The sequence below is a fragment of the Mastigocoleus testarum BC008 genome, assembly GCF_001456025.1.
Classification (GTDB): domain Bacteria; phylum Cyanobacteriota; class Cyanobacteriia; order Cyanobacteriales; family Nostocaceae; genus Mastigocoleus; species Mastigocoleus testarum.
In genome coordinates, this window is sequence record NZ_LMTZ01000117.1 from 71,921 (window position 1) to 86,786 (window position 14,866).

The 14,866-nt window shown below is 39.5% G+C and carries 11 protein-coding genes and 2 pseudogenes; 7 read left to right on the forward strand and 6 right to left on the reverse strand.

From position 1 onward, the window contains the following. Window positions 1-24: 24 nt before the first annotated feature. From BC008_RS29635 to BC008_RS52935, 4 genes and pseudogenes are all read left to right on the forward strand, one after another. Window positions 25-444, forward strand: coding sequence for a Pepco domain-containing protein (locus BC008_RS29635; protein ID WP_027846961.1), 420 nt, complete (start codon window positions 25-27; stop codon window positions 442-444). Between the two features lie 12 nt (window positions 445-456). After that, a pseudogene (locus BC008_RS51650) lies at window positions 457-1,143 on the forward strand (caspase family protein); the annotation flags it as partial. A gap of 864 nt (window positions 1,144-2,007) precedes the next feature. Continuing rightward, window positions 2,008-2,718, forward strand: coding sequence for a peptidylprolyl isomerase (locus BC008_RS46865; RefSeq protein WP_407657085.1), 711 nt, complete (start codon window positions 2,008-2,010; stop codon window positions 2,716-2,718). 121 nt (window positions 2,719-2,839) lie between these two features. Continuing rightward, window positions 2,840-2,944: pseudogene (locus BC008_RS52935) on the forward strand (IS982 family transposase); the annotation flags it as partial. Window positions 2,945-3,002: 58 nt separating this feature from the next. Here BC008_RS52935 and BC008_RS29645 read toward each other — a convergent pair. The 5 genes from BC008_RS29645 to BC008_RS29665 all read right to left on the reverse strand — a co-directional run bounded on the left by BC008_RS29645 (window position 3,003) and on the right by BC008_RS29665 (window position 10,632). Then, window positions 3,003-4,541, reverse strand: a complete 1,539-nt coding sequence (locus BC008_RS29645; protein ID WP_027846095.1) for a carotenoid oxygenase family protein — start codon at window positions 4,539-4,541, stop codon at window positions 3,003-3,005. 644 nt (window positions 4,542-5,185) lie between these two features. Beyond that, a complete protein-coding gene (locus BC008_RS29650; protein WP_082650664.1) occupies window positions 5,186-6,667 on the reverse strand; it encodes a folate/biopterin family MFS transporter in 1,482 nt (493 codons plus the stop codon). A gap of 1,006 nt (window positions 6,668-7,673) precedes the next feature. Further along, on the reverse strand, window positions 7,674-8,873 hold the full coding sequence (locus BC008_RS29655; protein WP_027846094.1) for a beta-ketoacyl-ACP synthase: 1,200 nt from the start codon (window positions 8,871-8,873) through the stop codon (window positions 7,674-7,676). A gap of 345 nt (window positions 8,874-9,218) precedes the next feature. Continuing rightward, a complete protein-coding gene (locus tag BC008_RS29660; RefSeq protein ID WP_058184125.1) occupies window positions 9,219-9,992 on the reverse strand; it encodes a peptidylprolyl isomerase in 774 nt (257 codons plus the stop codon). Window positions 9,993-10,056: 64 nt separating this feature from the next. Beyond that, window positions 10,057-10,632 carry a photosystem I assembly protein Ycf4 gene (locus BC008_RS29665; protein WP_027846975.1) on the reverse strand — a complete coding sequence of 192 codons (576 nt, stop codon included), beginning with the start codon at window positions 10,630-10,632 and terminating at the stop codon, window positions 10,057-10,059. 415 nt (window positions 10,633-11,047) lie between these two features. Here BC008_RS29665 and psbD point away from each other — a divergent pair, with 415 nt between their 5' ends. The 3 genes from psbD to BC008_RS29680 all read left to right on the forward strand — a co-directional run bounded on the left by psbD (window position 11,048) and on the right by BC008_RS29680 (window position 14,106). After that, window positions 11,048-12,106, forward strand: a complete 1,059-nt coding sequence (gene psbD, locus BC008_RS29670; RefSeq protein ID WP_058184126.1) for a photosystem II D2 protein (photosystem q(a) protein) — start codon at window positions 11,048-11,050, stop codon at window positions 12,104-12,106. Further along, window positions 12,090-13,475, forward strand: coding sequence for a photosystem II reaction center protein CP43 (gene psbC / locus BC008_RS29675; RefSeq protein ID WP_058184127.1), 1,386 nt, complete (start codon window positions 12,090-12,092; stop codon window positions 13,473-13,475). The genes psbD and psbC overlap by 17 nt, the downstream gene beginning before the upstream one ends. Window positions 13,476-13,920: 445 nt before the next feature. Next, window positions 13,921-14,106, forward strand: a complete 186-nt coding sequence (locus BC008_RS29680; protein ID WP_027847083.1) for a PCP reductase family protein — start codon at window positions 13,921-13,923, stop codon at window positions 14,104-14,106. A gap of 340 nt (window positions 14,107-14,446) precedes the next feature. Here BC008_RS29680 and BC008_RS29685 read toward each other — a convergent pair whose 3' ends face one another. Beyond that, window positions 14,447-14,782 carry a sensor histidine kinase gene (locus BC008_RS29685; RefSeq protein WP_082650665.1) on the reverse strand — a complete coding sequence of 112 codons (336 nt, stop codon included), beginning with the start codon at window positions 14,780-14,782 and terminating at the stop codon, window positions 14,447-14,449. Window positions 14,783-14,866 lie beyond the last annotated feature (84 nt).

Below are 14,866 nucleotides of genomic sequence, written 5' to 3' on the forward strand. Positions count from 1 at the left end.
GTTCAAATCATATACATAAATCCTATGTCATCAGAAAATTCTTCCCCAGACAAAATTTGGATCATTACTGAAGAAATATCGGAAACATCACCCACCGATGAAAAATCTACCTATAGAGGTGCTAGAGGAAGTGATGATACAGGAGGATACCTTGGTGCGGAAACCAATGAGAAAAAAATAGTTTTTGATACACCGACAGGGAAAAAATTAGCTATTACCAGACGCCCTGTAGAAGTAAGTAAACTTAAAGAAGAAATGAGAGGGTTTCTGCAAGCAATGAGGGAAATGCTGGATGAAGCAGAAACATCAAATTCCAAAATACAACTTGATGAAGTAGAGTTATCTGTGGAAATTAATGGGGAAGGAAAAATCAACTTGTTTGGAATTGGTGGGGGAAAAGCTGGAGGTAAAGGAGGAATGACCTTTAAGTTTAAGCGGAAATAATCGACGAAACAGATGGGTAAGAATTGGGCGATCGCGATCGGCATCAATCACTACGATAACTTGCAACCGTTGAAGTATGCTCAACGGGATGCTGAAGCGATGCAAACTTGGTTTCAGCAGGAAGCTAAGTTTGATCGGGTATTTCTGTTTACGGAAAATTCTCCGCCAATTCCTGCTAGTAGACCCATACCAACTCAACCTACACATGGGCGTTTTCTAAGATTTTTAAATTTCCAGTTTCAAAAACCTTTGCTGCAACCAGAAGATAATCTGTGGTTTTTCTTTGCTGGACATGGTAGAAGATACCAAGACCAAGATTATTTAATGTTCTTGGATAGCGACCCCCAAGCAGTGGATAGAACAGCTATTTCTGTTGATTATGTAACTCAGCGATTGCGTCGCAGTGGTGCTGATAATGTTGTTTTATTTATCGATGCTTGTCGAGATGAAGGTGGTAGGGGAGGATTGGGAATTGGTGAGGAGGAACATCAAGGAGTAATTACATTTTATTCCTGTAATGCAAATGAACAATCTTGGGAAATCGATGAGTTACAACATGGTGCGTTTACCCATGCTTTGTTGGAAGGATTAAAGTTACAGGGAGGGGGTAATTGTGCAACGGTTGAGCGTCTGGCGCGACATTTGTATAACAGGGTTCCACAGTTAAATACTCAACATAGAAGACTGGTACAGTATCCCTACTTTAAGGCCGATCCGCCTTACAAAATGTATTTTATTCTATTAAAGCAGTTTGCTAATTTTCGAGATGTACAACCTTTAATTGATCGAGCACAGCAAGCAGAACTGGAAGGAGATTTTTTATTAGCGGAAAGTCTGTGGAAAAGACTTTGGGGAGTTACTGGTGTTGAGGGACGTGCATTTCAAGCTATTAAAAGAATTGCTCAGAAACAGACAGATTTTTCAAATTCTCAATTTCCTAATTCTTCTGAGGGAGGAAGGGGAGGAACTGTTGAGAGTAATATTGTTGAGATTAATACTCAAAGGGAAGAGCAACATCAGCAGAATTTAGCACAGTATCGGCAAAGATTCTCTCAAGCAGTAGAACAAGAATTTCCCCTAACTGAAGCTAGTCGTAAACAGTTAAGGAACCTACGACAATCTTTACAGCTTAGTGATGAAGAAGTATTGCAGATAGAACAACTAATTGTTGATCGAAAGGAAACAGAGAGGAAAAGACAACAGCAGGAAGCACAGAGATTACGCGAGCAACAAGAAACTGAAAGACGCAAGAAGCAAGAACAAGAGAGAATAAAGCAACAGCAAGAAGCTGAAAGACGAAAGCAACAGGAACAAGAGAAAATAAAGCAGCAACAAGAAGCTGAAAGACGGAAACAGCAGGAACAAGAGAGAATAAGACAGCAACAAGAGGCTGAAAAGCGAAAGCAGCAGGAACAAGAGAGAATAAAGCAGCAACAAGAAGCAGGGAGACGCCAAACACAAACTACAACTACTATATCCCCAACGCCAATCAACCGCAGGCAGTTTTTGAAGTGGGCTGGATTAGGAAGTGGAGGTTTGGTGATCGCAGTAATAGTTGTTAATGTGTTTTTTAATACCAGTGATTTACCGGAGACACTTCCTAGTTCTCCTTCTTCAAAGCCATCAAATCCTGCAAGTTCTTCACCGATAATGACTGAACTACCAAAAAGTAATAATCCACAGAGAAACTCAACGTCACTTTCTAAGGTATTTGCAAACTTACCAAGATTAGAAGGCAAAGCAACTGTAGTAATGACTGTTGGAGGTTCGCCAATCACCATCGAATTAGATGGTGACAACGCTCCCATTACTGCTGGAAATTTTGTAGATTTAGTGCAACGCGGTGTTTACAATGGGCTAGTGTTTCATAGAGTTGTCCGCAGTCCTGAGCCCTTTGTAGTCCAAGGTGGCGACCCGAAAGGTAATGGAACTGGGGGCTTTATTGATGAGAAAACGGGTAAGGAACGCAAGATACCTTTAGAAATTAAGCCAAAAGGTGCTGAGCAGCCCGTGTACAGTAAAACAATTACCCAAGCTCCAGTACTCGAGCATAAGAGAGGTGTGGTGGTGATGGCGCGTTCCCAAATGCCTGATTCTGCTTCTTCTCAGTTTTACTTTACTTTGGCTGATTTAGCTTTCCTTGATGGAAACTATGCTGTGTTTGGTACAGTGACTGACGGCATGGAAGTTGTTGATAAAATTCAACAAGGCGATCTCATTGATTCAGCTAAAGTAACCCAGGGTTTAGAAAACTTGAAATTGAGTAGTAATTGAAAATTTATCCATCAGCCAAAGGTCGCAAATTTGCTAGCAATTTGGTATTTTAACCTGAGTTCGGGATAAGAAAAAGGGCAGGTAGTAAACTGAGAATAACATCAAATCAGCAGCCTGCCCTATGTTCAGTTTAGATGCTTTGTTTTGTCATATAGATGATTTTTGTAAATCTTTTGAGGCTCAATGGCACAAAAAACTATTAAACAATGGAGGTCTATTCAAGGTGTAAATGTTCTCAACCGAAAACCGTCATATAGTATGGCGAGAGGCTGAAGACATTTCAGTCAAATAAATACCTTTGAAGTAAAATTACCATGCAAACCATAGGGGATGTGGTGCTTTAAGTGTAATTTTGCAATTGGTCCTTGCTGCAAGTCTTTGGCATCTAAAATCACCACATCGGAGCGATGTTCGGCTGAATCATAAATTACAGCTAACAGCCAACCATCATCTTCATCTCCTGTATTGGAACCGGGGTCACAGGGTACAAAGATGGGTTCGCTAGCAAAACCTTTTGGTGCAGCACTCCAAAATTGCTTCTCACCAGTTTCTCGATCAAGTTTGAGAAATGCCTGTAAGGGAGCATTACCACTTACATTAGGATCTACTGTCCCTAAATACACATATCGATTATTACGTCCAACTTGATCGGGATGGATGGTGGGAAACTCGCAGCAAGAGTTCTCAATTAGTTCCTTTCGGCTTGTATTATCTTTGATATTGAGATGAAATCTCCACAGTTGACCGGGTTTAAGACTTTCAAAATCTGTTTCCCGGAAATCACTGTTAGGTTCTACCTCTGGAAGAGATTCGTAGCAAATAGAGTCAATAATAATTTCATCCCCTTCTTCGTATGCATTGGCGTGATGAAAAACAAAACCTGCTTCTATTTCAATTATCTGTTGTCTCCGATAATTTCCGTTATTTTTCTTGTCTGTTTGGGGAGGATTGCGTGAAATTATGACTGCGCGTGTTGGTTTACCTGGTTGGAATTTGACACATTCCCCTGCACCACGCATCCCCAAAGCGAAGGGAAGAGGATTGAAGGTAACAGGATTTTGAAAAAATATACAGTAATTGGGAGTTATGGCAAAATCGTGAATAAAGGCGAATCCGGGAACATTATGAGTATGTTGGCGGACTACTTGAGCTTTATCATCTAATTCAAAAATCGTAATTGCGGTTGATAGTCCTGCTTTGGTGGAAAAATTAACCATACAGGGCGCACCGTCATCCCGAGAACTGCTCGGATCGAAGCGTGGATGAGCGGAGAAAGCTTCACCTTCTGATAAAACACCATTGAAATGTTCTTTACCCAGGGTATCTAAAGTATGGGGATCGAGTCTGTGAGGTTCTGCTGCTTCCCATAATGCTAACAGCTTCCCGCCCCAGTAAATAATATTGGTGTTAGCAATATTTTTTAGTCGGAAATCAAAAGCATTTGCTAACCAACCTCCAGGTTTTTGGGTCCCAAAAACACCGCGATAAAGAATTTGTCCGGCTGCTTGTTCTTCCAGGTATGCGCTAGTGCGGACAAAGCGATTACTAAAGTGAGCTCTTCCGTTACAAAAACTGATGCGGCTAATCATTCCATCACCATCAAATGGATGCTGAAATGTTTGTCCATTTATATCGAGCAAACCAGGTCCATTTCTAAATAATGTTCCTGTCAGTTCTGGGGGAATTTCTCCTTCAATTTCATCAATCCAATAATCGAATTCTTGTTTGAGAGATTGATATCCTCCCTTCCAATCATCACGATTATAAGTTTTCTTCCCATTGGTGGATGTAGGTAATGTGTCTGAAGTTGAAAAACTCTGCATAAATTTTAGTTAGTTTTTTTGAATCTCGATTAGAAGTTACGAATCAAAATTATGTTCGCAGCAAAATAACCCAAGAAATACGTCAGGAGATTTTCCTTGTACTTGGGGAAATAAGATTTGATTTACTCGTTATTGACACATCAGTCAGATTGATTTATCAAACATCAGCATCGCCGTCAACATAGCGATTGGATAGCTATATTGGAAGATTTAATAGCTTTGTCATATTTGCGCGATCGCAAAGTCACTATGCAAAATATATTTTGCGATCACACAGTTCTAACTCACCTGTTAGTATTTTCTGTAAATGCCTCTTTTTGTAGTAGAATAAACCCCTGATAAGACTATTCAAAATTTGTTGGGGCATAATTTAGAATTTAGAACTTGCAAAATTTAAAACTTGTAACTCATGAATGTGCACGATTTTTGGGTTATGGGGGCTAGAAAGCAATGAGAATATTAGATATCTAACCCAATAAACTGAGGTACAGCTGTTTACATCTCTATTGAATAGAAAATTAGATCTGGTATCTCTTATCTAAATAAGTTCTTTAGCAGTCACATTACCGACTCAAAATGTGCTGATGAATTACTCATTTAATTAGATAGTTAATCAATTAGATTTTCATCTAATCAAATGTTATTCAATCAGGCATTAATTCTGGAACCAATTGTGAGCCATGGTGATGAGTACCCGCAGAATCAATTCCTACTGCTGGAGAAACACTTTCCAGACCATTGCTATTGCTGGGATTTTGGTTTTGGGAGTTAGCAGCTGGCAACCAATTAAGAAATGGCAATGGTAATAATGTGCTGAGATTAGAAATTACTACTAGCAACCACAAGTTATCAAAGTTAGTTTCGGTCACTCCCAATAAATGTGTTAGCCCTGCACCTAACTCGTGGGAAACAAGTCCCGCCATATTAGATACAGACATTAGTAAAGCAAATAACGTTGCTTCGATTCCTGGAGGACATAATCTCGCAGCAAGAATCAATACTGGCATATAAGCTATTTGTCCCATGACAGTCAAAATCAAACTGTCCCCCAAACTAAACCAATGGTCATCAATACCCAAACTACGATTGGTATGGGTGACCAAAAGCAACATGGACATTCCTAAAACCGCAGAAATTACTGTACTCCAACCAAAAATAACCCTAAAAGGAACTGTTTTAAGGAAACGTTGAAAAATCCAAATTCCAACAAGGGAGGCAATACTGGTTACTAAACGTACCCGTCCCAAAAATTCTGGCTCGAAGTGCAGTTCATTGGTCGTAAAAAAGAAAAATGCCGAGTCAGAAGTTGGAGTCGCTTGCCAAATAAAAAGAAAAGCTGTCGGTAACCAAATTGCTTTTTGACCGATCGCTTGACGTAGTTGTTTTACCTGTTGTCCAACTGACAAAACATCTTTACTATTTTTGGTGCTATCATCTTGCAGATTATTATTTGCGCTATTATTTTTTTCGCGACTATCTCGGGTAATTGGCGATTCAGCAATCAACCAAGCAACCCCTGAAACTATTAGGGGAAATGCTGCAGTAATGAAAAACACCGTGCGGTTCGAAAAATGCTCCAATAGCAAACCACTTAGGTAAGCAGTTAATAAACTACCAATAGCAGAAGCTCCCCAACATAAAGACTGCAAAGAACCTGCTTTTTCTTGGGATTCGGCTCTAGCTCTTTCTACCACCAAGGAATCAACAATTACATCACTTACAGCCACACTCAAAGAACTAGAGGCGATCGCAATTGTTGCAGTCCAACTATTATTAACAACTGTTGCTAAAGATATCCAAGAAAGGGTTCCGAGTAAACCCGATAAAATTAAATATGGACGTCGCCGATAACCAAAAATTGGTAACCCATCGGAAATAAAACCAAATACTGGCTTGATTACCCAGGGTATAGCCACAATTCCGAATAATGCCGAAACTTGAGCGGGACTCAGTCCCAATTCATCTTTGAGGAAAAAACTGACGGCTAAACGCGCCAACCCCAAAATACCTTGGACAAAATAAACAGTGAGGATAGCAATTAACTCTGGAGTTGGTTCATTTCCAAATAAAATTGTTTTTTTTACTGAGTCTTTGACCTTGGAGAAACCAGAGGAGGATATCAGCATTGATAAATATTCTTTAAGTTTTGTCTATTTTTATTATGGTATCTAGTGACTGAAAAAGCGACTCTCCAATGAACTATTATGGCTGAATCACTTGATAGAAGAGAACATCGATTTTATATTGGGGTAATTTGGCAATTAAGATAAGTTTTAAGTTTGTTTGCAATTTCCTCATTAATTATAATTTTAATTTTTTATCTGAGAAGAGTTAAGCATTGCGAGTAATTTCAAGCATGAAGGGATGATATTTCAAGTATTCATTCACTAATAACCCTGTAAATGACTGATTTTTCTATTTTTTATCCAAAAACCAAATTTTAACCAACTTGTAAAACTAATCTAGTTTTTCTGTAAGAAGCTATCTACAAATTTTGATTTTTATTTGTCTAATTATTAAATTTGTATCGTTTATATCTGGAGTAATTTAAATTAGGTTTACTCAAATGTGTATAGAAAAAAGATAAAAATAGTAATATCTACTAATACAAGTTTAACTAACCGCCATTATTTATATTTACTTAATTGTCCTAAGATTAAAAATTAAGTTTTTGAAAAAAGCTTGATGTTATATGTACCAATTAAGTAAATTTAAGTAGTCTGACAAATTTCGTATCACAAGTATTATCTTTTATCTCGAACCCCAAATGTTTTGCTTTTAGAGTGAAAGTTACTAAAGTATTACTTGTACTTGTTTAAATATCTTCTGAGGTGTAGATGAATATATCCGAGTAATGCGGTAGAGTAACTCAAAATTTATGCTTGTTTTTGATTGAGTAATTATATACTGCGTCTACTTAAATCCTATTTTCTATGTGGTAATTCGTAATTTTGTAAGCAGCTTAATTCTAACTTTTGAATTACCAATGACAATCATTATTTGTATCGATTATTTTAATTTGGAATCGAAATCATAGATTTAAAGCAAACATCAAAAATGTGGATTTGAGATTTCTAAAATCAGAATATTTAATCAAGATATAAAAAATACAAATATTTGTTTTTCATGACTTCAAGCTTCATGACTTAAAGCGATTACAGCATTTTGTCCCCCAAACCCAAAGCTGAAACACATTACTTGTCGCACTTTATCTGTACGGGATGTATTCCTTAAAGCCTTTCCCTCTGGAACAGTCACAAAATTAAGGTCAAATTCAGGTTCCGTTAATCCTACAGATGGCGGTAATATTTGCTGCTGTAAAGCCATTAAGGAAAAAGCTACTCCTAAAGCCCCTGAGGCTCCAATCGTATGACCTGTTGCTCCTTTAGTAGAACTGACAGCGACTGTAGGAGGAAATATATCTTGGATAACCAAGCTTTCAACGCGATCGTTTAACTGAGTTCCCGTTCCATGGGCGTGAATATAATCAATATCACTTGCTGCTAATTCAGATCTATTTAAGCATTGTTTAATGGCCGATATTGCACCTTTACCTTGGGGATGTGGTTGATTCGGGTGAAAAGCATCTGCAGTTAAACCAAAGCCAGTAATATTTCCATATGTCTGGGCTTTTCTTTGTTTTGCTAACTCTCTCGACTCCAGAATAAAAATTGCTCCACCTTCACCTAAAGCTAAACCTTGGCGATTAACATCAAAAGGATACAAGCCATCATTAGCTAAAGCACCCATTTGTTGAAAACCAGTAATAGTTAAAGGGGTAATGGGAGCTTCAACAGCACCTGCAATAACTCTCTGACATTGTCCCGTTTGGATTAGTTGGGTCGCCGCACAAATCGCCCAAAGACCTGTAGAACAAGCAGCCATTGGTGCTAAAACTATATTTTCTGCACCGATTAATCTTGCGGCTGCGATCGCATTCATATGGGGTAAATTATCTAACCAGGTATTATTTCGTGCTATTGCTGCTTGAGGAAAAAGTTCTCCTTTGGAATCGCTAGCTTGATCGAATTCCCTCGCCATCTTTTCCCAAGATGCTTGATAAGCACGACTCGAACCAATAACAACTCCACATTCCGGTAAAGGAGGTTTTAAAACTGCATCTTCCAGGGCAGATTTTACAACTTGGGGTGTTAGGGTATGTAATTCTGTCGGTTGTGTTGATATTAAACCTAAAGGTCGCGGTTTTAGTTCCAGGAAGGGTTGATGTAGGTGAATCCCCGAATTACCCTGAATTAATTGTTCCCAACTATCCTTTAAGTTTATACCCAATACCGAAATTAAACCGATTCCCGTGACAACAACCTCATTCAAATTTAAATCACCTACTGACTGTTAATTAACATTTACAACCAGCCACTCAAAAACATTTACTTAGAAATTACTATGAGAATGCATAGAAAAAATTTATGCAAGATTTGAACCAAAATCAAAATTCACAAATTCAAAATTCACAAATTCAAAATATCTTTGCTAATAAAATTCAGATTATACATTGTATGTAGAGACGCGAAGTGCTCACCTAGGTTAACACTGTGCTAACGCGTCCCCACTATCGAACGTCTTAGCAAAACGTCTGCGATCGCGATATAGGGATATTAGAAAGTTTACGAGATTAGTAGAGGTTTTTAGTTTTTTTTCAATTTAAAAGCTAAAAGCTTACTTACCACCATTCTTTAAATTATCTGCACCAGCAGTGACTTTAGCTGAATCAATGAGATCGCCTTGTTGAATTTTATCAACAACTTCCATGCCGTCAGTCACTGTACCAAACACAGCATAGTTTCCATCAAGGAAAGCTAAATCAGCCAAAGTAAAGTAAAACTGAGAAGAAGCAGAATCAGGCATTTGGGAACGCGCCATCGCCACCACACCTCTCTTATGCTCGAGTACTGGAGCTTGGGTAATTGTTTTACTGTACACGGGCTGCTCAGCACCTTTTGGCTTAATTTCTAAAGGTATCATACGTTCTGTTTTGGTTTTCTCATCAATAAAGCCCCCAGTTCCATTACCTTTCGGGTCGCCACCTTGGACTACAAAGGGCTCAGGACTGCGGACAACTCTATGAAACACTAGCCCATTGTAAACACCGCGTTGCACTAAATCTACAAAATTTCCAGCAGTAATGGGAGCGTTGTCACCATCTAGTTCAATGGTGATTGGCGAACCTCCAACAGTAATTACTACAGTTGCTTTGCCTTCTAATCTTGGTAAATCTTTCATTTCAGGAAAACTCTCACTAGCATTATAAGCTACAGAAACTGCTTGCGTAGAATCAGTAGGTTTTTTATCGGTAGTCTTTTGTGCTGCTTCAGTAACAGCCAGATTAGTATCTGTCGAGCTAGAACCTATGGCATTTCCAGCGCATCCCCCTAAAGTTAAAGCAGTGACGATCACAAAAGCGAAGAATAAATTAGGGATTTTCAACCACATTTTTAGTTACAAACTCAATCAGAGTATCTTATCCTCTCATAAGTTGGAGTTAATGGTCTTCAAATTACAAACCTTCTAAGGAAACTCCTAAAAATTTCGCTAACTCTGCTCCCTGAATTTCTAATTCTTTTAAGGATAAAGGTTGCCCCACCCGCGTTAAGGGAATATCCCGACGTCCTTTTACCCTCAAGTAAAGTGCGCGACGGGGGTTAAGACCCTCTTTAATCTCAACTATTACAGATTGGGCATCTTCGATCGGCGACTCTATTTCAATCCGACGATTTTTACCCGGAAAGCCCCAACGGAAAATCTTAATCTTATTTTTAGATTTGTCGAATTCGTTGTAACCCCCACCCAAATCCCATAGAATTGCCAGCCATAGATATAACGACAGTAGCAACCCAGCAGTGCCGTATAATCCCATTACCAGACCCTGAGGGACAAAAATGAGTTGAGTTGGATCGGATATGAGCAATAAATTCACTTGGAGATAACTAGAAATCCCGGCTAGTAAAAAGCCTGTAGCTCCTACAGTTACGATTGTTGCCCACAAATAATTACTAAAGCGTCGGGAACCCAAGACCGTTTGCTTGAGGACCTTTTCGTTTTCTCCTCGATTGATGGTTGTTGATGCCGTCATGAAACTTTTGCACCGCGCACAAGATATTCCCTACAAAGTCTGCCCCATCAACAACATAAATATCAACCTCCGTTGAACTTAATTTGAACTTGAATTTTAAGTTTTCTGAGAAAACGTATGTCAGATTGTAAAATTTCTGATATTGATATTAATAAATAGACTTTTCAATTGATACCCAAATTACGGATGTCAATTGGGCACAAAGTGGAACAAAATGTGATAAGTTAAGAATCATTAAGTAACATTGAGTTGAGAAATTAGCTACATGTTATTTGTTTGGCGAGATTCTGAGAAAAGCTTACAGAAATAGCAAGTTTTCTCATAATTTCAGTATAATTTTGACATACTGAGAACGCCAAAATGACGTTATTTATCCAAAAACGTTGCAATTTTAGTAAAAGAGGATTTTAATCCTATGACCATCGCAGTTGGACGTGCCCCCGCGCAAAGAGGGTGGTTTGACGTTGTAGACGACTGGTTAAAGCGGGACAGATTTGTCTTCGTTGGTTGGTCGGGATTACTATTGTTCCCTTGCGCTTATCTAGCGTTAGGTGGATGGTTAACCGGAACAACCTTTGTTACATCTTGGTATACCCACGGTTTGGCATCATCTTACCTGGAAGGATGTAACTTTTTAACCGTAGCAGTGTCTACTCCCGCAGACAGCATGGGACATTCCCTGTTGTTGTTGTGGGGACCAGAAGCTCAAGGAGATTTCACTCGTTGGTGTCAATTGGGCGGTTTATGGAGTTTCGTTGCTCTACACGGAGCTTTTGGTTTGATTGGCTTCATGTTGAGACAATTTGAAATTGCTCGCCTAGTAGGGATTCGTCCTTACAATGCCATTGCATTTTCCGCACCAATTGCTGTATTTGTCAGCGTCTTCTTGATGTACCCCTTGGGTCAGTCTTCCTGGTTCTTTGCTCCAAGCTTCGGCGTAGCAGCAATCTTCCGCTTCTTACTATTCTTACAAGGTTTCCACAACTGGACACTTAACCCCTTCCACATGATGGGAGTAGCAGGTGTACTAGGTGGAGCATTACTCTGTGCGATTCACGGTGCAACAGTAGAAAATACCTTGTTTGAAGACGGTGAAGGATCTAACACTTTCCGTGCTTTTGAACCAACTCAAGCAGAAGAAACCTACTCAATGGTGACTGCAAACCGTTTCTGGTCTCAGATTTTCGGTATTGCTTTCTCCAACAAACGTTGGTTGCACTTCTTCATGTTGTTTGTTCCAGTAACAGGTTTGTGGATGAGTGCGGTAGGGATTGTAGGCTTAGCCTTGAACCTACGGGCATACGACTTCGTATCCCAGGAACTGCGAGCAGCAGAAGATCCAGAATTTGAAACATTTTATACCAAAAACATTTTGCTGAACGAGGGTATCCGTGCTTGGATGGCACCTCAAGATCAGCCTCACCAACAATTTATATTTCCTGAGGAGGTTCTACCTCGTGGTAACGCTCTCTAATACTGGCGTAATGGGTGTTGGACGCGACCAAGAGTCGTCCGGCTTCGCCTGGTGGTCAGGTAATGCCCGCTTAATCAATCTATCAGGTAAACTTCTTGGCGCACACGTTGCCCATGCTGGCTTAATTGTCTTCTGGGCTGGAGCAATGACCTTATTTGAAGTTGCTCACTTTGTACCTGAGAAGCCTTTATTTGAACAAGGTTTAATTCTTATCCCTCACTTGGCTACTCTCGGATGGGGAGTTGGTCCTGGCGGTCAAGTAATTGATACCTTCCCTTACTTTGTAGTTGGTGTACTTCACCTAATTTCTTCAGCCGTACTTGGTTTTGGTGGAATCTACCACGCCATTCGCGGTCCAGAAACCTTAGAAGAATATTCTTCTTTCTTTGGTTATGACTGGAAAGATAAGAACAAGATGACCAACATTATTGGTTTCCACCTAATCATCCTTGGATGTGGTGCCTTCCTGTTGGTACTCAAAGCTATGTTCTTTGGTGGTGTTTACGACACTTGGGCACCTGGTGGTGGTGATGTTCGTATAATCAGCAACCCCACCTTGAATCCAGCCGTTATCTTTGGCTACCTGTTTACTTCACCTTTTGGTGGAGAAGGCTGGTTAGTTGGCGTAAACAACATGGAAGATGTGATCGGCGGTCACATCTGGGTTGGTCTAATTTGTATTTCTGGTGGTATTTGGCATATCCTAACCAAGCCATTTGGTTGGGCGCGCCGTGCTTTCATCTGGTCTGGTGAAGCTTATCTTTCCTACAGCTTAGGCGCTTTATCCTTAATGGGCTTTATCGCTGCCTGCTTTGTATGGTTTAATAACACAGCATACCCCAGTGAATTCTTCGGCCCAACAAACGCTGAAGCATCCCAAGCACAATCTTTCGTATTCTTGGTTCGCGACCAAAAGTTAGGTGCTAACGTTGCATCTGCTCAAGGTCCTACAGGCTTAGGTAAATACTTGATGCGTGCTCCTAGTGGTGAAATCATCTTCGGTGGTGAAACCATGCGCTTCTGGGATTTCCGTGGACCTTGGTTAGAGCCACTACGTGGTCCTAACGGTTTGGACATCGACAAAATTAAGAACGACGTTCAGCCTTGGCAAATTCGTCGTGCTTCTGAGTACATGACCCATGCTCCTAATGGATCCATCAACTCAGTTGGCGGTGTAATTACCGAACCTAACTCATTTAACTTTGTTAACCTCCGTCAGTGGTTAGCTGGTTCTCACTTTATCTTGGCGTTCTTCTTCCTCGTTGGTCACCTATGGCATGCTGGTCGTGCAAGAGCGGCTGCTGGTGGTTTCGAGAAAGGAATTGACCGGGAAACCGAACCAGTTCTATTCATGAACGACATTGACTAGATCGTTAATTTAAAGTTTAGTTTTCTCACTGAGAATCATATCAGTCCCTGTCCCTTGACAGGGGCTTTTTTTATTTTGGGGATTGGGGATTGGGGATTGGGGATTTGGTAGTAGGTAATACCAATTCAACAAATTATTGCAACAGATTCTCCGGTAGAGACGTTGCATGCAACGTCTCTACAAAATCTATCTGTCTTATTATTTTTCCAAATTGGTATAACTATAAGTATTCTTCTTGTTGTTAACTTATGATTCCTAAATCTTGAATTTCGCTTAACTCCTAAGTTACTGAGATTAATTTTTTATGAGTAAATATGCCAGTCATTCTAACTCCAGTTATCATAATATTTGTATAAAAGACTTAAAAATTTTCGATCCTCTCAAACTTTCCAGAAAAAGGAAAGCTTGCATAAGTTCTATGCTATTTAAATTGGGAGTAAGTTTTATGAGCAGCGTTAATTTTCCCGGCACTTTCCAATGGTCAAAGGAAGCAAAGGCTAAACTCAAAAATATTCCTTTTTTCGTTCGTTCTCAGGCAAGAGCAAAAATAGAAGAATTCGCGCGTAAAGTAGAACAGGAAACTATTACACCAGAATTCATGGACCAAGCAAGACTGAAGTTTGGTCAATAGTATATAAATTTTCTCTAGTTCTACTGCGATTAGAAGCCATTAATCAAATACAGATGCTTAGGTCGAAAAAACCGTAGAGGCGTAGCATGCTACGTCTCTTATAGTTGTATGTGTTGTGATTAGTATTAAAGAGAGTCCGGAATTGATGACTGAAAGCACGGAACGCAACACCTTTCACCAAAAGATGACAAGACTCCGAACAGAAAGTTAATCGACAAGAAAGTTAATCGACAGTTGTCAAGACTCCGCACAGCAAGTTAATCGACACCAGGTGCAAGATCTAAGCCAAAGAATTTTAAAGTTCTCCCTTGTTGGCATACGGAATTCCTGTATTGTCAATCTAAATTGGTAATTGAATAACAAATGTTGTTCCTTCCCCTGTTACAGACTCAAACCAGAGCTTACCACTGTGTTTTTCAACTATAATTTGATAGCTAATTGATAAACCTAAACCAGTTCCTTTCCCTACTGGTTTGGTTGTAAACAAATTGTTAAATATTTGGTTTCGAATTTCAATTGGTATCCCCGCTCCGTTATCTTGGATCCTAATCAATACCCAATGCATATCTTCACTCAGACTAGTATGAATTTTAATTTGATTGGGTAGATTTTCGATTTCAGAAAAGGAACGTCCTTGATTTGTTTCTTCTAAAGCATCAATTGCATTAGAAAAAATGGTATCCGCTCAGTAAGTCGGGGTAAGAAGAAAAAAGAAGAAGGAACAAAAGTAGAGCATGTGTCGTAGAATATGACCCATGAC

What these genes read in the sequence shown, in the direction of transcription:
- BC008_RS29635 (WP_027846961.1), top strand. Translation starts at nt 25, where the DNA reads ATGTCATCAGAAAATTCTTCCCCAGACAAAATTTGGATCATTACTGAA.
- BC008_RS29645 (WP_027846095.1), bottom strand. Translation starts at nt 4,541, where the DNA reads ATGCAGAGTTTTTCAACTTCAGACACATTACCTACATCCACCAATGGG.
- BC008_RS29650 (WP_082650664.1), bottom strand. Translation starts at nt 6,667, where the DNA reads ATGCTGATATCCTCCTCTGGTTTCTCCAAGGTCAAAGACTCAGTAAAA.
- BC008_RS29660 (WP_058184125.1), bottom strand. Translation starts at nt 9,992, where the DNA reads ATGTGGTTGAAAATCCCTAATTTATTCTTCGCTTTTGTGATCGTCACT.
- BC008_RS29665 (WP_027846975.1), bottom strand. Translation starts at nt 10,632, where the DNA reads ATGACGGCATCAACAACCATCAATCGAGGAGAAAACGAAAAGGTCCTC.
- psbD (WP_058184126.1), top strand. Translation starts at nt 11,048, where the DNA reads ATGACCATCGCAGTTGGACGTGCCCCCGCGCAAAGAGGGTGGTTTGAC.
- BC008_RS29680 (WP_027847083.1), top strand. Translation starts at nt 13,921, where the DNA reads ATGAGCAGCGTTAATTTTCCCGGCACTTTCCAATGGTCAAAGGAAGCA.